At 64.8% G+C, this 19,084-nt stretch carries 19 protein-coding genes and 1 pseudogene; 19 read left to right on the forward strand and 1 reads right to left on the reverse strand.

Annotation, left to right across the window (positions count from 1 at the left end):
• The first annotated feature begins 20 nt into the window (after window positions 1–20).
• Together ACIRA7_RS00680 and ACIRA7_RS00685 are read left to right on the forward strand one after the other, a co-directional pair.
• Window positions 21–1,442 (forward strand): class I SAM-dependent RNA methyltransferase, encoded by a 1,422-nt coding sequence (locus tag ACIRA7_RS00680; RefSeq protein ID WP_396218862.1) that lies wholly within the window; start codon window positions 21–23, stop codon window positions 1,440–1,442.
• On the forward strand, window positions 1,439–1,954 hold the full coding sequence (locus ACIRA7_RS00685; protein ID WP_396218863.1) for a biotin/lipoyl-containing protein: 516 nt from the start codon (window positions 1,439–1,441) through the stop codon (window positions 1,952–1,954). Before ACIRA7_RS00680 ends, ACIRA7_RS00685 begins: the two co-directional genes overlap by 4 nt.
• Before the next feature lie 34 nt (window positions 1,955–1,988).
• On the opposite strand, the pseudogene mscL reads toward ACIRA7_RS00685, so the two are convergent.
• Window positions 1,989–2,330 (reverse strand): annotated as a pseudogene (mscL, locus tag ACIRA7_RS00690) (large conductance mechanosensitive channel protein MscL); the annotation flags it as partial.
• Window positions 2,331–2,624: 294 nt separating this feature from the next.
• Between mscL and rplM the strand changes: the two are divergent.
• The 17 genes from rplM to mreD form a co-directional block, all read left to right on the forward strand.
• Window positions 2,625–3,074 (forward strand): 50S ribosomal protein L13, encoded by a 450-nt coding sequence (rplM, locus tag ACIRA7_RS00695; protein ID WP_396218864.1) that lies wholly within the window; start codon window positions 2,625–2,627, stop codon window positions 3,072–3,074.
• Window positions 3,074–3,463 carry a 30S ribosomal protein S9 gene (gene rpsI / locus ACIRA7_RS00700; RefSeq protein WP_309673199.1) on the forward strand — a complete coding sequence of 130 codons (390 nt, stop codon included), beginning with the start codon at window positions 3,074–3,076 and terminating at the stop codon, window positions 3,461–3,463. Before rplM ends, rpsI begins: the two co-directional genes overlap by 1 nt.
• Window positions 3,464–3,601: 138 nt before the next feature.
• On the forward strand, window positions 3,602–4,609 hold the full coding sequence (gene rpsB, locus ACIRA7_RS00705; RefSeq protein ID WP_396218865.1) for a 30S ribosomal protein S2: 1,008 nt from the start codon (window positions 3,602–3,604) through the stop codon (window positions 4,607–4,609).
• A gap of 156 nt (window positions 4,610–4,765) precedes the next feature.
• Window positions 4,766–5,653, forward strand: coding sequence for a translation elongation factor Ts (tsf, locus tag ACIRA7_RS00710; protein ID WP_396218866.1), 888 nt, complete (start codon window positions 4,766–4,768; stop codon window positions 5,651–5,653).
• Between the two features lie 5 nt (window positions 5,654–5,658).
• Window positions 5,659–6,378, forward strand: a complete 720-nt coding sequence (gene pyrH / locus ACIRA7_RS00715; RefSeq protein WP_396218867.1) for a UMP kinase — start codon at window positions 5,659–5,661, stop codon at window positions 6,376–6,378.
• On the forward strand, window positions 6,375–6,929 hold the full coding sequence (gene frr / locus ACIRA7_RS00720; protein ID WP_396218868.1) for a ribosome recycling factor: 555 nt from the start codon (window positions 6,375–6,377) through the stop codon (window positions 6,927–6,929). The genes pyrH and frr overlap by 4 nt, the downstream gene beginning before the upstream one ends.
• A 48-nt stretch (window positions 6,930–6,977) precedes the next feature.
• A complete protein-coding gene (locus ACIRA7_RS00725) occupies window positions 6,978–7,727 on the forward strand; it encodes an isoprenyl transferase (protein WP_396218869.1) in 750 nt (249 codons plus the stop codon).
• 46 nt (window positions 7,728–7,773) lie between these two features.
• Entirely contained in the window at window positions 7,774–8,655 is an 882-nt protein-coding gene (locus tag ACIRA7_RS00730) for a phosphatidate cytidylyltransferase (RefSeq protein WP_396218870.1), read from the forward strand.
• A gap of 23 nt (window positions 8,656–8,678) precedes the next feature.
• Window positions 8,679–9,824, forward strand: coding sequence for a 1-deoxy-D-xylulose-5-phosphate reductoisomerase (gene dxr, locus ACIRA7_RS00735; RefSeq protein WP_396218871.1), 1,146 nt, complete (start codon window positions 8,679–8,681; stop codon window positions 9,822–9,824).
• A complete protein-coding gene (gene rseP, locus ACIRA7_RS00740) occupies window positions 9,824–11,008 on the forward strand; it encodes an RIP metalloprotease RseP (protein ID WP_396218872.1) in 1,185 nt (394 codons plus the stop codon). The genes dxr and rseP overlap by 1 nt, the downstream gene beginning before the upstream one ends.
• Window positions 11,009–11,257: 249 nt before the next feature.
• The gene (gene rpsO / locus ACIRA7_RS00745) at window positions 11,258–11,518 is read left to right on the forward strand and encodes a 30S ribosomal protein S15 (protein WP_171224380.1); all 261 of its coding nucleotides are present in this window, start codon (window positions 11,258–11,260) and stop codon (window positions 11,516–11,518) included.
• Between the two features lie 81 nt (window positions 11,519–11,599).
• On the forward strand, window positions 11,600–13,789 hold the full coding sequence (locus ACIRA7_RS00750) for a polyribonucleotide nucleotidyltransferase (RefSeq protein WP_396218878.1): 2,190 nt from the start codon (window positions 11,600–11,602) through the stop codon (window positions 13,787–13,789).
• Complete coding sequence (locus ACIRA7_RS00755) at window positions 13,728–15,053, forward strand: M16 family metallopeptidase (protein ID WP_396218879.1); 1,326 nt, start codon at window positions 13,728–13,730, stop codon at window positions 15,051–15,053. Before ACIRA7_RS00750 ends, ACIRA7_RS00755 begins: the two co-directional genes overlap by 62 nt.
• A gap of 28 nt (window positions 15,054–15,081) precedes the next feature.
• A complete protein-coding gene (gene ald / locus ACIRA7_RS00760) occupies window positions 15,082–16,197 on the forward strand; it encodes an alanine dehydrogenase (RefSeq protein ID WP_396218873.1) in 1,116 nt (371 codons plus the stop codon).
• 198 nt (window positions 16,198–16,395) lie between these two features.
• The gene (locus ACIRA7_RS00765; protein WP_396218880.1) at window positions 16,396–17,433 is read left to right on the forward strand and encodes a rod shape-determining protein; all 1,038 of its coding nucleotides are present in this window, start codon (window positions 16,396–16,398) and stop codon (window positions 17,431–17,433) included.
• Between the two features lie 139 nt (window positions 17,434–17,572).
• Window positions 17,573–18,580: a rod shape-determining protein MreC gene (gene mreC / locus ACIRA7_RS00770; RefSeq protein WP_396218874.1), complete on the forward strand. Its 1,008-nt coding sequence runs from the start codon at window positions 17,573–17,575 to the stop codon at window positions 18,578–18,580.
• A 25-nt stretch (window positions 18,581–18,605) separates the two neighbouring features.
• On the forward strand, window positions 18,606–19,084 hold a 479-nt coding region (gene mreD / locus ACIRA7_RS00775), incomplete at its 3' end, for a rod shape-determining protein MreD (protein ID WP_396218875.1).

The raw sequence follows: 19,084 nt of genomic DNA on the forward strand, positions 1-19,084 counted from the left end.
ACCGCCCGGCGCAACAGAGCGTGTCTCGTCGCGGTGCGCGACGTCTGTCGGAGAAGTCGGCCGTTGAGCAGATCGCCACGATGACAATCGACCGGATCGCCAAGGGTGGCGACGGGGTCGGACGGGCGAACGGATTGGCGTGCTTCGTGCCGCGTACGGCACCGGGTGATGTGGCGCAGGTCGCGTACGTGGCGCATGCGCGGCACGGCCGCGGCCGCGTACTGCAGGTCATGACCCCGTCGGCGCACCGCGTCGACGCGCGGTGCGTACACTACGAACGCGACCGATGTGGCGGCTGCCAGTTGCAGCATCTCGATGACGCGACGCAGCGCGACGCGCGTCGCCACATCGTGCGGGATACTCTCTCGCGCATCGGGAAGCGCACGATTGCGTTGCCGGAACTTGTGACCGGCGAATCATGGGGCTACCGCGGACGACTGACGCTCATGCTGTTGCCGCGCGGCCGTGGGTGGACGGGTGGTCTCCATCCGCACGATGATGCGACGCGCGTGTTCAATCTCGACGTGTGCCCGATTGCGAATCCGGTGCTTGTGCAATGCTGGCGTGACATGCGTGAGCGACTGCACGGGATGCCGATGGATCTTTCTCTCCGCGTTTCGTTTCGACTGTTGTCGGCCGATGCGGGTGCGGAAACCGTTGCCGTCGTCGTGCAGGGCGGCCAGACGTGGAGCGGGGGCGCCGAGTGGGCCTCGGCCCTGCTCCGCGCGTCGTCGCCGGTTCGTGCCGTGTGGTGGGTGCCGCGTGGTGGCGAGGCGATTGGGCTGGCGGGAGACGTGGCGACGGAGGCGGCAGCTGGGCACGCCGCCTTACAACGCGAGACGGCGCCGTCGGGTGGGAACGCGCTGGTGGACGAGGCATCCGAGGCGGGACGCTATGAACCGGACGCGCGCGAGGCGCTCGCCTTCGCCCAGGTGAATCCGACGGTGGCCATGGCCCTGCGCGACTTTGTGGACGCATCGGTTCGGTCGTTCTCGCCGCAGCGGGTCGTCGACGCGTACGCGGGTAGCGGTGAACTGACCGAGCGGTTCGCGCGCGAGGGCGCGCACGTGGTATCGATCGAAGCCGATCCCTCGGGCACGGCGGCTACGCGTCGTCGGGTCGTCGAGGCGGGGCTGGCTGAGCGCGTCGAGGTGATCACCGCGCTCGTGGAAACGGCGCTGTCGTCGGCGCTGCCGGCAGACGTCGTGGTGCTCAATCCACCGCGCGCGGGCGTGGCGGTGGGGGTAACGGCGCTGCTGGAGCAGGCGGCGGGTGATGGTGTACGCGGCATCGTGTACGTGAGCTGTGATCCGGCAACGCTGGCGCGGGATGTTGCGCGCGTGCCAGGGTGGCGCATCGACGCGGTGCGTTGTTTCGACATGTTCCCGCAAACCGCGCACGTGGAGACCGTGTGCGTGCTGCGCCCGGAGGCGACGACATGAAGTACATCGTGGATGTGAATGGCGAGCGTGTGATCGTGGAACTCGACGGCGCGCAGGCGGTGGTGGACGGCGAGACGGTGGCGGCGTCACTCACGTCCATCGAAGGGACGCCGGTGCGACTGCTGCGGGTTGGCGATCAGGTACACCGCCTCATGGCGCGGCGCGGCGTGGCGCGGGGGCGCTGGACGCTCGATGTGGACGGTCAGCGGATTGAGGCGGACGCGCTCGATGAACGGACGCGCGCGATCCGCGATCTGACGGCGGCCGCGGCCGAGACGAGTGGACCGCCCCCCCTGCTGGCGCCGATGCCTGGCCTCGTGGTGCGCGTCTCGGTCGTCGTCGGGGACACGGTAAGCGCGGGGCAGGGGCTCGTGGTGGTCGAAGCCATGAAAATGGAGAACGAGCTGCGGGCTTCGGTGGCCGGTGTGGTCACGGCGGTGCTGGCGATCCCTGGGCAGGCCGTCGACAAAGGGGCCCTGCTGCTGGAGCTTGGGCCGATCCCGTCGGAGTAAGGCGACAGGATCGGCTCCCGGTCGGCGATCAGGCCTTGACGGGCGCGCTCCGGCGCATCCGGTTGACACCCTTGATCACCATAAACAGGGTGAACGCGACAATCAGGAACGTCAGGACTTGATTGAGGAAGAGCCCGTAGTTCAGGGTCGCCACACCCGCCTTCTTGGCCTCGTCGAGGGTTGCGAACGGGCCACCCTGGAGCGCCAGAAACCGGTTGGAGAAATCGGCGCCGCCGGTCGCCAGTCCCACGATCGGCATGATGATGTCGGCCACCATGCTGTCGACGATTTTCTGGAAGGCGCCACCGATAACGACACCGATCGCGAGGTCCATCACGCTGCCCTTCATGGCGAATTCTTTGAACTCCGACATCATCGACATGCCAACTCCTTTGAGGGGTAATGCGGGCGCGATTGCCCGAACGGCACAGTCTGGCAGCGCCGCTCAGTGATCGGCAAGCGAGCTCGAGCATTGCATTATTGGGGGTCTTCCGCGGGAAAGTCCCTCAACCCTTGGATTGACAGAGACTTCAATGCTGAGTAACCTACGGGTCTGTCCCGTTTTCCGGGCGATTTCGTAGTCAGTAGTCCTGCTTTCTCGTCGTAGTTCCTTTATCTCTTTCTGAGCGCCTCTGGTGGCGTCTCCGAATCACGCACGGATCACGTTAGCATGAAGACCTACAGCGCGACCCCGAAGGATATCGACCGTCGGTGGTACATCGTCGACGCGGAAGGAATGGTCCTGGGCCGTCTCGCGTCGGAAGTCGCGAAGATCATCCGCGGCAAGCATAAGCCCATGTACACGCCACACATGGACACGGGTGACTTCGTCATCGTGATCAATGCGTCGAAGGTCCAGGTGACCGGTCGCAAGGCCGAGCAGAAGACCTACTTCAGCCACACCGGCTACATGGGCCACGAGAAGCACACGCCCTTTGCCTCGGTGTTGGCGAAGCATCCGGAGCGCGTGATCGAGAAGGCCGTGTACGGCATGCTCCCCAAGACGGCGTTGGGCCGTCAGGTGCTGCGCCGTAAGCTGCGCGTGTTCGCCGGTGCCGAGCATACGCACGTCGCGCAGGTGCCGACGACGCTTTCGTTCTCCTCCGCCGAGGCCAAGTAATGTCAGAGCAGATTCAGACCATCGGACGTCGGAAGCGTGCGGTGTGCCGCATGTACATGACGCCGGGTTCGGGCAAGTGGGACGTGAACGGCCGGACGCTCGGGGAGTACTTCCCGCGTCCGACGCTCGTCTCGGCGATTCAGCAGCCGTTCACGCTGACCGACACGCTCGGTAAGTACGACATCAAGGCCGTGCTCGACGGTGGTGGTGTGGCGGGTCAGGCGGGCGCGGTGCGCCTCGCGATCGCCCGTGCGCTCGTCAAGATCGACGAGAGCAACAAGAAGAAGCTTCGCGAGTACGGCCTCATGACGCGTGACGCGCGTGAAGTCGAGCGCAAGAAGCCGGGCCGTGCTGGCGCCCGTAAGCGGTTCCAGTTCTCCAAGCGCTAGTCGACGCGGTTCGCCGCGCCGTCCTGCGTATCTCTCACGCTGTCCGAGTTGGCTGCGGGTACCGGACTCCTTCGGGAGCCGGTCGCAGCCGGCCGTGACGACAGCGGACGATTACCAAAACCTCAAAGCACTCTACACATGACGACTCCGTCCCTCGAGCAGCTGCTCGCCGCGGGCGTTCACTTCGGGCACCAGACCCGTCGTTGGAACCCCAAGATGCGCCGGTTCATTTTCGCCGAGCGCAACGGCATTCATATCATCGACCTGCAGAAGACGCTCCGCCAGATCGAACTGGCGCAGAAGCTCGTCCGTGAGGTCGTGTTGCGTGGTGAGAACGTGCTGTTCGTCTGCACCAAGCGGCAGCTCGCCGCCATCGTGAAGGCCGAGGCCGAGCGCTGCGGCGGCATGTTTGTAACCGAGCGTTGGCTCGGCGGCATGCTGACGAACTTCCAGACGGTCAAGAAGCAGGTCAAGAAGCTCAAGGACCTCGAGGCTGGCACGGAAGACGGGACGCTCGCGAACTACACCAAGAAGGAACAGCTTCTCATGTCGCGTCAGCGCGAGAAGCTCGGCAAGTACCTCTCGGGTATCAAGACGATGAACCGCCTCCCGGGGCTGCTCTTCATCATCGACTCGAAGAAGGAGCGCATTGCGGTCTCCGAAGCCAACAAGCTTGGCGTGCCCATCGTCGCCATCGTGGACACCAACGCCGATCCCGATTTGATCACGGTGCCCATCGCCGGCAACGACGATGCCATCCGGTCGGTCGAGTTGATCGCCAAAGTGATTTCGGATACGATTGACGAGGCGCGCCGTGAGGCGCCTGCCCGTCCGAGCGACGAAGAGCAGGAGAGCTACACGTTCTCGAGCGACCGCGGCACGGAGCCGGCGGGTCGTGGTGAGCGTGGGGGTCGCGGTGGAGATCGGGGCGGCCAGGGTGGAGATCGCGGCGGACAGGGTGGCGGAGCAGGTGGTGGTGCCGGCAATCGGCCGCGTCGCCGCCGCGCCAAGCCGGAGGCCATCGCCGCCCGCCTGAAGCCGGGAAGCGAGGGTACGGCGGCGGAGGGCTCGGTCGCCGAGAGCGCCGCCCCGGAAGCCGCTGGCGACGCTGGCGAGGCAGGAGCCGAGTCGGCCGGACAGGAGTAACGTACGGTCGATGCCCTGACCGCTCGCTCAGGCTTCCACCGCAGCACCGCGACGCCGCCGGCTCAACACCGGCGGCGTTCGTACGCAGTAGCTCGGCACGGTTCGCAGTACCTCCCCATCGCAGATACGGACACTCAGCAAATACAGGGCTCGAAGATGACCACGGTGATCACCGCGAAGGCTGTTTCGGAACTCCGCCAGCGCACCGGCGCCGGCATGATGGATTGCAAGAAGGCACTCGAGGAGAACGGTGGCGATATGGACGCCTCCGTCGAGTACCTGCGCAAGAAGGGCATCGCGAAGGCCGAGAAGCGGGCCGATCGCTCCACGAGCGAAGGAATCATCGGCGGCGAGATCTTCAACGACGGGCGCGCCGGTGTGCTGGTCGAGGTGGCGTGCGAGACGGACTTCGTCGCGCGTAACGAGGATTTCGGCAAGGTCGTGGCCCAACTCGTCGCGCAGCGGGTGCACTCCATGGCCGCCGATGTTGACACGTTCCTCGCCGAACCGTTTGCGGCCGACCCGTCGCAAACGGTTGCCGAGTTCGTCAAGATCGCATCGTCCAAGACCGGCGAAGCTGTCAACGTGAAGCACGTCGCGCGCTTCGATGCCGGCCTGAACGGGGTGGTCGGCATGTATCGCCACCATAATGGCAAGCTCGCAACCCTGGTGCAGGTAACCGCGTCCACGCCGGAAGCCGCGGCGCACGAGTCGACCCTGCAGCTGGTCAAGTTCATCGCCGAGCACATCGCCGCGGCGGCGCCGCTTGCGGTCGATCGCAACGGTGTCCCTGCCGACAAGATCGAGAGCGAGAAGCGCATCGCCGAAGAGCAGGCGCGTGAAACGGGTAAGCCGGAGGCAATGATCGAGAAGATCGCGACCGGCAAGATCGAAGCGTTCCTCAAGGACGTCACGTTGCTTCCGCAGGCGTGGGTTCGCGATCCGGCCATCACGATCGCCGCGCTGGTCAAGGACCACGCCGACCGCGCTGGCGGGACGATCACCGTCGACCGTTTCGCCCGCTTGCAGCTCGGGGCCGAGTGAGCGCCGTGGGCGCCACGGACAAGCGCTACACGCGCATCCTCCTTAAACTCTCCGGCGAAGCACTCGCCGGAGAGCGCGGCGTCGGGTTTGATTTTGATCGGATTGGCACCTTCGCTGACCAAATCGTCGAGGTGGCGCGCATGGGCGTGCAGCTCGGGTTGGTCATCGGAGGGGGGAACATCGTGCGCGGCACGCAGCTTTCCCAAATGGGAATGGATCGTGTCGGCGCCGACTACATGGGCATGCTCGGCACGGTCATCAACGCGATGGCGATGCAGGATGTGCTTGAGAAGAAGGGGCTCGACACGCGGGTCATGACTGCGATTCGCATGGAAGAGTTAGCCGAGCCCTACATTCGCCGGCGCGCACTGCGCCATTTCGAGAAGGGGCGGACGGTTATCTTTGCTGCCGGGACGGGGAATCCGTATTTTTCGACGGACACGGCGGCGGTGCTGCGGGCGATTCAGATGAAGGCGGATGTCATCATCAAGGCCACCAGTGTCGACGGCGTGTATTCTGCCGACCCGAAGAAGGATCCGAACGCCACGATGTACGAGTCGATCAGCTATCGCGATGTGATGCTCGAAGAGCTCCGCGTCATGGACCAGACGGCCATCACGCTGTGCAAAGAGAATCAGTTGCCACTGATCGTGCTGAACCTTCACACGCCGGGCGCGATCGCACGCGCCATCAACGGCGAACGCGTGGGGACACTGGTTTCATGAGCACTATCGCCCAGATTCTGAAGGACACCAAGAGCGGCATGGAGAAGGCGCTCGAGGCCTCGAAGCGAGACTTCGCCGGCATTCGCACGGGCAAGGCCTCGCCCAGCATGCTGGACACGATCAAGGTAGAAGCGTACGGCTCGCTCGTACCGCTGAACCAGGTCGCCCAGGTCTCGGCCCCCGAACCACGGATCCTCCTGGTGACGCCGTTCGACAAGGGGCAGGCGAAAGTGATCGAGAAGGCGATCCGGGAATCGGAACTTGGCCTCGATCCGGCGCATCAGGGCGGCGTCATCCGCGTGCCGCTGCCTTCAATGAACGAGCAGCGTCGCAAGGAGCTCGTCAAGGTGTTGAGCAAACTGGCGGAGGATGGCCGCATCGCGATCCGTCATGCGCGCACGGATGCGCGTGACAAGGTCAAGAAGCTGGATGGCGTCTCCGAGGATGACAAGAAGCACGCGGAGAAGGACCTCCAGAAGGCGCACGACGACAGCATCGGGAAGCTCGAGGCCCTGCTGAAGACGAAGGAAGCCGAGATCATGGAGGTTTGAGTCGGCGCTGCGGACCGCTCGCTGGTATGCCTACCGTCCTCGCCCTCCATGGCTGACACCGAATCGGATCTGCTGGCGCGCATTCGCGTGCATGGTGCGGTACCGCGGCACATCGCGATCATCATGGACGGCAACGGCCGCTGGGCGCGTGAACGTCACATGCCCCGTCCGTTTGGCCATCGATCCGGCATGAAGGCCGTGCGAGCGGTGGTCGAGGGATGTCTCGAGTCAGGGGTTGAGTGGCTGTCGCTGTTCGCGTTCTCTCAGGAGAACTGGCAGCGGCCCGAAAGCGAAGTGTCGGCGCTCATGTCGCTGCTGGAGGAGTTCATCGCCGGAGAGGTGGACGACCTGCACAAGCAGGGCGTTCGGGTTCGCGTTCACGGTGACCTCGAGCGGTTGAGTGGCCCGGCCTCCGCCGCCGTGCAGCGCGTCATGCGCATGACCGAGACCGGAACGCGGCTTGGACTCAACCTGTTTATCTCGTATGGCGGCCGTGCCGAGTTGGTGCGGGCCGCCCGCCTCCTCGCTGTAGAGGTGCAGGCGGGACGGCTGGCGCCTGACGCGATCACCGAGGACGAGTTCCGGGCGCGGTTGTTCACGGCCGAGTGCCCCGACCCCGATTTGCTGATCCGAACGTCGGGCGAACAGCGGCTCTCGAACTTCCTGTTGTGGCAGGTCGCCTACGCCGAGTTGTTCATCTCGAGCGTCCTCTGGCCCGACTTCGGGCGGGCGGCCTTGTACGACGCTATCAACGATTTTCAGCATCGTGATCGGCGATTCGGGCGCGTCCGTACGTGATGATCCAGGGAGTGCGACACCGGAAGGACCGGCGAATGCGCTTGCCATGCCTCTCTTCCCAGCTCGCGTGAACGAACTCACCAGGCGTGCCGTAGTCGCCATCATTGGAGCGCCGATCGCGCTCGGGATCATCTGGCTAGGTGGCGCGCCACTCGCCACGTTCGCGGGGGCGCTGTCCGGCGTCGCCGCGTGGGAGTACTATCGGATGGCCCGTGAGGGTGGCACTACTCCGATGAGTACCGTCGGGGTCGTGCTGTCGGCGTTGATCCCGCTGGCCGTCCATGCGCAGCACCTCGGGGTGTTTGCGCTGCCGCTTGTTGTCTGGATCTTGGTGCCGCTGTTCGTGCTCGCGATCTCGATCTGGACGCGCGGAGTCGACGGCAAGCCCCTCGGCGCGGCGTCCACCACGATCTTCGGTGCGCTGTACACCGGCGGGACGCTCAGCTACGTCTACGCATTGCGATACTTCGGGTACGCCGTTGGCGACACGGCCGGGGCACTGGTGGTGATCATGCCCATCGTGCTCACCTGGGCCAGCGATACCGGCGCCTACTTCACGGGTCGGTTCGTCGGCGGACCTAAGCTGATGCCGTCCGTGAGTCCGGCCAAGACAATCGCGGGAGCGATCGGCGCTGTGGTCACGACCGTGGCGACCTGTGCGGCCTTCGTGCACTATCTGCTGAGGCCGTACGCGCAGTTGGCGTTCAGCCCGACCGGCCTCATCGTGTTCGCCGTGTGCGTCAGTGTGGTGGCGCAGATCGGGGATCTCACGGAATCGCTGCTCAAGCGCGAAGCGGGAATGAAAGACAGCGGTGCGCTGTTTCCCGGACATGGTGGCGTGCTCGATCGGCTCGACTCTTTGTTCTTTGTGCTTCCCGTGACGTACGCGCTGTACTATGCGTTGCTGCTACCGGCACCGGGGTCATGACGGACACGCACGGAGCAGGTGCAATGACAGTGAAGCCCGCCGGCGTGGCAATCCTCGGATCGACGGGATCGATCGGCACGAGCGCATTGCGCGTGCTGTCGCGGCAGCGTGAGCGATTCACGCCGGTGGCACTTACCGCCAATGGAAACGTGGCCGCGCTCACCGAGCAGGTGGCCGCATGGATGCCGGCGTTCGTGGGACTGGTTCAGCCGCACGCCGACGCGCCTCAGGGATGGGGGGGCGGGCCCGAATGCCTCGTGGCCGCTGCGACGCATCCCGATGCACCGATTGTGATCAATGCCGTGGTGGGGGCGGCCGGTTTGCCGGCCACCCTCGCGGCGCTCCGGATGGGAAAGCGCGTGGCCTTGGCGAACAAGGAGACGCTCGTGGTGGCGGGCGCGATCGTCACGGAAACAGCGCGGCGACACGGTGGCGAGTTGGTACCAGTGGATAGCGAGCATTCGGCCATTCTGCAGTGCCTGGCCGGTCGGCAGCCGCACGAAGTAAGGCGGCTGGTGCTCACGGCCTCCGGTGGGCCCTTCCGCACGTGGCCGGCCGACCGGATCGCCGCCGCAACCGTCGCGGATGCATTGAAGCATCCCACGTGGCAGATGGGCAGCAAGATCACCATCGACAGCGCCACCCTCGCGAACAAGGCGCTCGAGGTGATCGAGGCGCACCATCTGTTCGGGGTGCCGTATGACCGGATCGATGTCGTGGTGCACCCGCAGAGCATCATCCACTCGTTCGTGGAGTTCGTGGATGGCAGCGTCCTGGCACAAATGGGGGCGCCGTCCATGGAACTGCCAATTCTATACGCCCTGACGTATCCGGAACGCGTGCCCGACTCCGGCGTACCATCGTTTGACCCGGTCGCGCTTGGCGGTCTGAGCTTCGAAACCGTGCGCTACAGAGATTTCCCCATGCTGCAGCTCGGCATTGATGCGGGGCGCCGTGGAGGGGCAGCACCAGCCGTTTTCAACGCGGCTAACGAGGTCGCTGTCGCACATTTTCTGGCTGGCCGACTGAGCTTCTCGGGAATAGCCGAGCGCGTGTCGGCCGCGCTGCAGCAGTTTGCCGGCGCGCCCGGCACCGCCCTCGAAGATCTGCTTCGAGCGGATGCCGCGGCGCGCGACCACGTGAATGCCCAGGTGGGGTACCGATACTGATGTTCTCGATCACACCGTACATCGCGCCGTTGCTGGTCTTCGGACTCGTCGTGTTTGTGCACGAGCTCGGGCATTTTTTGGCCGCAAAACTGACGGGCGTGTACGCCCCCGTTTTTTCGTTAGGGTGGGGTAGTCGGCTCTTCGGCGTACGCCGCGGCGAGACGGATTACCGCGTCTCACTGATCCCGCTCGGCGGATTCGTCCGGATGGCCAGCCGAGACGACGAATCGATGGCTGGCATCGAAGGAGGCAGCGAGCGCGGTACACTCGGCGCTGCCGTCGAGCGTCCCGCCGATGTATCACCAGCCCTCTGGGATGATCAGTCGATGGCGCCGTTTGGCCCGAAGGCCGTACCGGCCGACCGCTGGGTCGAAAACAAGTCGACGTCGGCCCGCATCTTCATCTTGTCGGCCGGCGTGCTCATGAACATCGTGCTAACGCTGGTCGTCTCCACTGGCATCTACTATCGCGCCGGGAACACCTACATTCCGGCCGTCATCGATTCGGTCGTGCCCGGAGCTCCGGCCGCGGTGGCCGGCCTCACGGGCGGTGATCGCATCGTCGGGATAAATGGGCGTCCGATCCGCGCCTGGGACGAGTTGCTCGACGAAGTCGCCCCAGTGACGAGCGGCACGCTGCGCGTCGAGGTGCAGCGCGGCGACACCCGTTTTTCGAGGGATCTGACGCCACAGGTGGCGGAAATCGATGATCCCGTGACTGGAGCCAAGAAGACCGTCGGGCGGATCGGCATTCAAGTGCGCGCGTCCACCGTGAATGAGAAGTTGAACCTCGTTGGCGCGATGTCGGCGGGAGGGCTTGCGACCTGGCGGATGGCGAAGAGCGTCGCGTCGGTACTCGGCGGGTTGGCCTCGGGGCAGGTGTCGGCCAAGAACCTCGGCGGGCCGATTCAGATCGCGCGCACCTCAGTGCAGGCGGCCAAGCGCGGCTCGGAGACCCTTTGGTCGCTGATCGCCTTTCTCAGTCTCAACATCGCGATCCTGAATCTCGTGCCGATCCCGGTCCTCGACGGTGGGCAGATTCTCCTGGTGCTCGCGGAACGCGTAAAGGGCAGCGCGTTCAGCGCTGGAGTGCGCGAGGGATTCGCCCGGGTTGGCGTGCTGGCCGTACTCGCGTTGATCGTGCTCGTCACGTTCAACGACGTGCGCAACCTCTTCACGAAGTGATTGCGCGCGAGGCGTGGATTTCGAGGGTGACCGGGAGCTCAGCATCCGGGGCGAGCGCTTCGTAGACTCCAGTGGACGCCCCCGGACCGAGGCGCCTGGTGACCCGTTATTCCCCGATTGTTTGCCCGAAATGACGGTTTGGCGCCTCTGGGTCCTTTACAGACGGGGCACGACGGACTAAGCTTTTGTGCTTCCTACTATTGCGCGCACAAAAGGCTGCGCACGACACGCGCTGAGAATATCACGACGATGGCGTTCGATAAGGCACTCACGATCGACAAGTACCGGTCCCACGATGTGGACACCGGATCGACCCGGGTTCAGATTGCCATCCTCACGGATCGCATCAACTACCTCACGGGACACTTTCGTACGCACGCGAAGGACCATCATGGTCGTCGCGGGCTACTCAAGATGGTGGGCAAGCGTCGCCGCCTGCTCGACTATTTGAAGCGTACGGACGTGCAGCAGTATCGCACGCTCGTGCAGGACCTTGGTCTCCGATACTAAGTCGGACCACGCCATGTCGTCGCGCGGGGGCAGTCATGCCTCCCGCGCGATTTGCGTTCTCATGAGGCTATTCAGCAGATGATGCATCGAATCGAGCGGACGTTCGCCGGTCGCCCCCTGGTCATCGAGACCGGTCGTATGGCGAAGCAGGCGGCGGGTTCCGCGATCGTCCAATTCGGCGAGACCATGGTTCTCGCCGCCGTTACCGTGAGCGAGAACCAGAGTCCGCTCCCCTTCTTCCCCTTGACCGTCGAGTACAAGGAGAAGACGTACGCCGCTGGTAAGATTCCCGGCGGCTTCATCAAGCGTGAGGGGCGTCCCCACGATCACGAGATCCTGGCGTGCCGCATCATCGACCGCTCGATCCGTCCCCTGTTCCCGGAAGGCTTCAAGAACGAAGTGCAGGTCTTCGTCTACGTCATCTCGGCCGATCAGGAGAACGACGCCGACGTGCTGGCCCTGCTCGCGACGTCGTTTGCGCTGAACGCCTCGAAGATCCCGTTCATGGGGCCGATCGGTGGCGTGCGGGTGGGTCGCGTGCAGGGGCACTGGGTACTGAACCCGACGTTCCAGCAGCTGGCCTTCTCCGACATGGAGTTGATCGTCGCTGGTTCGCAGGACTCCATCGTGATGGTTGAAGGTGGTGCGCTCGAAGTGTCGGAATCCGACGTCCTCGAGTCACTACGCCTCTCGCACGATGGCATCCGTGAGCTCATTGCGATGCAGAACGAATTGCTGGCCAAGGTGCAGGTGTCCAAGATGTCGTGGACGAAGACGGAGTCGCCCGACGCCGTCATCACCCGCACGAAAGCGCACGCATCGGGTCGCATTCGCGAGGCGTTGAATCAGAAGGACAAGCACACGCGCATCGAAGCGATCGAAAAGGTCAAGAAGGAAGCGGCGGCCGAGCTGCTTGTCGAGTTCCCCGACAACGCGAAGGACATTCACAATGTCCTGGGTGATGTCGAGTACAACGAACTGCGCGCTCAGGTGCTGACTACGAATTTGCGCGTCGACGGCCGCAAGCCCGCCGAAGTGCGCGGTATCAGCATCGACAACGGCGTGCTGCCACGTGCCCATGGCTCGTCGCTCTTTACGCGCGGCCAGACGCAGGCGCTCGTCGCCGCGACGCTCGGCACCGCGAAAGACGCGCAGCGTCTCGACACGATCAACGAGCCCGGTGAGACCACGCGCTCGTTTATGCTGCACTACAATTTCCCGCCGTTCTCTACCGGCGAAGTGCGCCCGATGCGCGGCACCAGCCGTCGCGAGATCGGTCACGGTAATCTGGCCGAGCGTGCGTTGCAGGGCGTGCTCCCCGACTTCGCTGATTTCCCGTACACGATCCGAATTGTCTCGGAAGTCCTCGAGTCGAACGGTTCCTCGTCGATGGCGTCGGTGTGCGGCGGCTCGCTCGCCCTGTTCGATGCCGGCGTGCCCATGAAGGCGGCCGTCGCCGGCGTGGCGATGGGTCTGATCAAGGAAGGCAACCAGTACGCCATCCTGACCGACATCCTCGGCACCGAAGACCATCTCGGCGACATGGACTTCAAGGTCGCGGGAACGAAGGACGGCATCACGTCTATCCAGATGGACATCAAGATCGAGGGGCTTGACCTCAAGATCATGGAAGAGGCGCTGCTGCAGGCCAAGGAAGGCCGCCTGCACATCCTCGCCGAGATGGATAAGGCGCTCGCTGCGCCGCGTGGCGACCTCTCGAAGTACGCGCCGCGGATCGTGACGGTGCAGATCCCGGTCGACAAGATCGGCGAGCTCATCGGACCGAAGGGCAAGAACATTCGTGGCATTCAGGAAGAAACGGGTGCTGAGCTTACGGTCGACGACGATGGGACGGTGACGATCGCCGCCGTCGGTGCCGAATCGATGGAGCGCGCGCGCAAGATGGTGGAAGGCATGACCGCCGAGGCGGTGGTCGGCGAGACGTACGAGGGCACGGTCAAGACCGTGACGGCGTTCGGCGCGTTCATCGAGATCATGCCGGGCACCGAGGCGTTGCTGCACGTCTCCGAGATGAAGTGGGAACGCGTGGAAAAGCCGGAAGACGTGGTCAAGAAGGGCGATCGCGTCACCGTCAAGCTGGTCGATCGCGATGAGCGTGGACGACTCCGCCTGTCCATGAAGGCGCTGCTCCCGCGCCCCGAAGGCATGCCGGAGGAAACGCCGGGCGAGCGCCCGCCGCGTCGTGATGATGGTGGCGATCGTGGTGGCCGCGGTGGCCGGAGCGGTGGTGGCGGTCGCGATCGGCGCTAACTCGACGGGCGCTCCGGCGCCCACGTTGCGCCGTACAGATCTGCCCAATGGACTGACCGTGCTCTCGGAATCCGTTCCGGGAGCGCGGTCGGTTGCTTTCGGGGCGTGGGTCCGCGCGGCGACGCTACATGAGCGACCCGAACAGATGGGGGTGTCTCATCTGCTCGAGCATATGGTGTTCAAGGGGACGCGTACGCGCAGCGCCCAGCAGATCGCGCTTGCGCTGGAAACCCTCGGGGGGTCACTCGATGCCTACACCGAGCGGGAACACACGTCGTATCAGGCGCGAGTGCTCGATGAGCATCTTCCCGAGGCCGCATCGGTCATCGGGGAGTTGATCTTCGAGCCCTTGTTGCGTCAGGCCGATCTGGCCCTCGAGCGGAAGGTGATTCTCGAGGAGATCAGCATGGTCGACGATACTCCCGACGACATCATCTTCGACGTGCACAACCGGGCCGTCTGGGGTGAGCATCCGCATGGCTTCCCCATCCTTGGCACACGCGCCACGGTGAAGGCACTCTCGGTGGCCGATCTGCACGATCTGCACGAGCGTGCGTACCACCCGGGCCGTCTGGTGGTGGCGGCATCCGGTCGCGTGGAACACGACCAACTGCTCGACGTCCTGCAGAGCACCGGGTGGAGCACGCGTGCGCGCGGCGACATGACGCCGTTTGCGCTCGATCCGGTCGAGGCCGCCGGCCCGCACGCCGAGCATGTGTCACGGAAGGACATCGCTCAGACCCACGTCGTGCTGGGAGGGCAGGGGATCGCCTTCGGTGACACGCGGCGGTATGCCTTCGCGCTGCTCGACATGCTCATCGGCGGCGGCATGAGCTCGCGACTGTTTCAAAAAGTGCGCGAAGAGCTGGGACTCGCGTACAGCGTGCAGACGTTCAGCAGCTCCTACGCCGATACCGGAGCACACGGCGTGTACCTCGCCAGTGCGCCGGAGACGGCGCAGGAGGCCCTGGATGCCGTGCGTGACGTGCTGCGCGACGTGTCAATGAATGGCCTCTCTGAGGCCGACCTCGCTGCCGGCAAGCGGCAGTTGCGCGGACAGCTCGTGTTATCCATGGAAGGCGTGTCGTCGCGCATGTATCGGGCGGCGCTCACGGCGTTGTACGGAGAACCGTACCGCAGCATCGACGAGCTCAAAGGGCTCGTTGACGCTATCGACTTGGAGCAGGTGCGCGAAGTCGCGCGCGAGTTCTTCGATCCCGATCGACAGATTCTTGTCAGCCTCGGCCCCAAAGCCGTACGCTGACGTCTCACCTCAGCCGGAGATTGCGACCATGCGCATCGGTGTACCCAAAGAGATCAAAACCAACGAAAATCGAGTGGCGCTTGTCCCGGCTGGCGCGGAAGCGCTGACGGCATCTGGCCATCAGGTCTTCATCGAAACGGGTGCTGGTATCGGCAGCGGCTTCGATGACGACGCCTACCGCGCCGTCGGGGCCGAGATCGTGCCTGACGCCGCCACCGCGTGGGGCAAGGCGGAGCTGTTGTTGAAGGTGAAGGAGCCGATCCAGCAGGAGTGGGGCTTCCTGCGTCGCGATCTGACACTCTTTACCTATTTCCATTTCGCGGCCGATGAGACCCTCACCAAGGCGCATCTGGCCAGTGGCGCGACGTGCATCGCGTACGAAACGGTCGAGCTGCCGAACCGGGATCTCCCGCTGCTGATCCCGATGTCCGAGGTGGCAGGCCGCATGGCGGTCCAGGAAGGCGCCAAGTACCTCGAGAAGCTCTACGGCGGTCGTGGCGTGTTGCTTGGCGGCGTTCCCGGTGTGGCACCCGCCAAGGTCGTGATTCTTGGCGGCGGCATCGTGGGCGTGAACGCGGCCAAGATGGCGGCGGGTCTCGGCGCCAAGGTCGTGGTGCTCGACCTGTCGCTCGAGCGCTTGCGCTACCTCTCGGACGTGATGCCGGCCAATGTGCAGCTCGTGCACTCGAACCGTCACAACATCCTGGAGCAGATCAGCACCTGCGACTTGGTGATCGGCGGCGTGCTCATTCCCGGGGCCAAGGCACCGAAGCTGGTACGTCGCGAAGACCTCTCGCGTATGCGTCCCGGGGCAGTGATCGTCGACGTGGCGGTCGACCAAGGGGGCTGCGTCGAGACGATCCATCCGACGACGCACGAGAATCCGACGTACACCGTGGACGGCATCATCCACTACGGGGTCGCAAACATGCCGGGCGCGGTACCGCGCACCTCGACCCTGGCCCTGACGAACGCGACGCTACCGTACACGTTGCTGCTGGCCAACAAGGGGTGGAAGCGGGCACTCCGCGAGAACAGCGCGCTCCTCAAGGGGCTCAACATGACGGACGGCCAGCTCACCTACCAGGGCGTCTCCGATGCCTTCGGGATGGCCTGCGCCGACCCGGCGACGTTCATCGGCTGAGCTGACCCGCGGGACGTTCAGAGGCCATCGGAACCCGTGTCCGGTGGCCTCCGTCGTTTCCAGCCCAGATCGGGTCACGTGCGCTAGGTGACGCTGCGGCAACGGCTTGTAACTCATCTGGCGCACACGTACCTTACCGTTCACTGCTACTGCAGCAGGCCCTTTCCCGGCGCCATGCGCCGTCGAGCACATACCTGGATGTTCTGGCCCTTCAATAAGTCCAACTCGTTCTTTCCGGCGAATGCGATCGCTGTCGATCTCGGCACCGCCAACACCCTGATTTACGTGAAGGGTGAGGGGATCGTACTGAACGAGCCCTCGGTCGTCGCACTCGATCGCGAGACGAAGAAGCTGAAGGGTGTTGGTCTGGAAGCGAAGCGCATGCTCGGTCGGACCCCCGACGGCATCATGGCCGTCCGGCCCATGAAAGACGGCGTCATCGCCGACTTCGACGTGACGGAGAAGATGCTTCGCTATTTCCTCACGCTCGTGATCGATAAGCATGTATTCAAGGTGAAACCGCGCGTGATCGTCTGCGTGCCATCGGGAATTACCGAAGTGGAGAAGCGTGCGGTGCGCGACTCTGCGCTGGGAGCGGGCGCGAAGGAAGTCTTCATGGTGACGGAGCCCATGGCGGCCGCCATCGGCGTTGGACTTCCGGTTGAATCACCCACGGGCAACATGGTGATCGACATCGGCGGCGGGACGACGGAGATCGCCGTGATCGCGCTGTCCGGCATCGTGAGTGATACGTCGATCCGTACCGGTGGCGACGAACTCGACATCAGCATCGTACAGTTCATGCGCAAGAACTACAATCTGCTGATCGGTGAGCCAACAGCGGAGCAGATCAAGATTCAGATCGGTTCGGCGTTTGCCGTAGGTGACGAGCGCGAGATGGAAGTGAAGGGTCGCGATCTCGTGTCGGGCATTCCGAAGACGGTGCGTGTCCACTCGAGCGAGATCCGCGAAGCGATTCAGGAGCCCATTCAACAGATCGTCGATGCGGTGCGACGTGCGCTCGAGATCACGCCGCCGGAACTCGCATCGGACATCGTGGATCGCGGCATCGTGATGACCGGTGGTGGCGCCTTGATCCGTGGTCTCGATGTCTTGCTCAGCCAGGAGACCGGACTGCCGATCCACGTGGACGAGGATCCTTTGACGTGCGTCGTGCGCGGCACGGGCAAGATCCTCGATGACGAGGAGAAGTACTGGTCCGTCCTCACGACCTGATTGCGCCGTGGCCCGCAGCGTCCGGTCCGATCGGCGAGTCGACGCCGGCCTCGCGCTGGCGTGCGTCCTGTTGGCGGTACTAGCCCTGATCCTTCCGCGGCGCACGCGTGAGGGATTCGCGGCAACCTTGCGTACGACCGTGCTATCGCCGCTCGTTGCCCTCGAAGGGCGTGCGTCAGCCGTGCGCGCGGCGATCCTCGTTCGCAACGCGGTCCTGATTACGCGCGGTCAGGTTGCCACGCAGGCATTGCGGGTGCAGGCCGTTGCGGACGAGAATCGCACGCTGCGCAAGCTGCTCGGGCTGTCAGCACGCTTGCAGGATGGATTCGTGGCGGCCGAGCTGTTGCCACCTCGCGGTGCCGGCGACGAGTTCTTGCTCGCTCTGGCCGCCGGCTCCGATGCGGGCGTACAGCCGTTCCTTCCCGTGGTCACCGCCGATGGCCTCGTCGGGATGGTGCAGAGCGTGGACCGCGCCACGAGCTTCGCGATCACCTGGGCGCACCCGGATTTTCGAGTGAGCGCGATGAGCATCGATGAAGGGGCGTTCGGCATCATCCAACCGCACCTCGGAGCTGGAGCGGAACGCTGGTTGCTCGAGATGCGCGGGGTGCCCTTTCGCGCCAAGCTCGACCCCGGCACGCTCCTTGTGAGCTCGGGCCTTGGCTCGACCTATCCACGTGGAATTCCCGTGGGTACCGTGCTTGGTGAGCTTTCCACACCCGAGAAGTGGGCGCGCACGTACCTCGTCAAACCGTCCGTGCTGCCTGAGGCGATCGGCCCGGTCCTCGTGTTGCTATCTTCGCGGGCCCAGCGCGGTGTCAATGGGGTGTGGACGACCGTGAACGCGGCTGACAGCGCCGCTCGCGCCATGGCGGCGGCGGGTGATTCGCTGGCGAGGGCGGCAGCGTTCGATGAACTCAGTGCTAGGCGCGCCGCGCTGGAGGCCGCCGCGGACACGCTGGCGGATTCGACGCTGGCCTTCGCGCCCCGTCGCCGCGTGACCACCTCCGACAGCGTGCGGGGGGACAGCGCGCGCGCCCGCCCTGACAGTGCGGTGCGCACACGCGCGCGCCCCGATAGCGCGAAGCCGCGTGTCATCGTTCCGCCAGCGGCGCCGCGCACCGGCCCTCCTCCGGTACTCCGGTGATCGCGGGAACGAGGTGGAGCAGCGCGTGAATCGCCCGAAGCCACCGATGTCGGGAATCGGCAGCGCGCTGCGCGCATGGACGGGGTTCGCCCTTCTGCTGACGGCGCATTTTGCGGTGCGTCCGCTGTTCAGTGGCCGCGCCAACGTCGATTTCCTTCTCATAGCCGTTCTGTTCTCGGCCGTGCGCATGCGGCCCGGTTTCGCCGCCGTCACGGGCTTTCTGGCCGGGCTCGCGGTCGATGCCCTCGCACCCGGGTCGTTCGGCGCTTCGGCGCTCGTCCTCGCACTGGTGGCGTTTGGCGCCTCGTGGCTCAAGGCGGTCTTCTTCGCCGATCATATCGGACTGACTGGACTCTTCGTCTTCGCGGGCAAATGGCTCTTCGATATCGCCCTGACGCTGCTCACCGGAAGCGCGTCGGGGGCCTCGTTGGTCGTGACGTTGCTGCTGTGGTCGCCGCTGTCGGCGGCCCTGACAGCGCTGCTCGCCGTCCTACTGCTCACGGT

Origin of the sequence: Gemmatimonas sp. (assembly GCF_044376735.1) — a bacterium.
Classification (GTDB): domain Bacteria; phylum Gemmatimonadota; class Gemmatimonadetes; order Gemmatimonadales; family Gemmatimonadaceae; genus Gemmatimonas.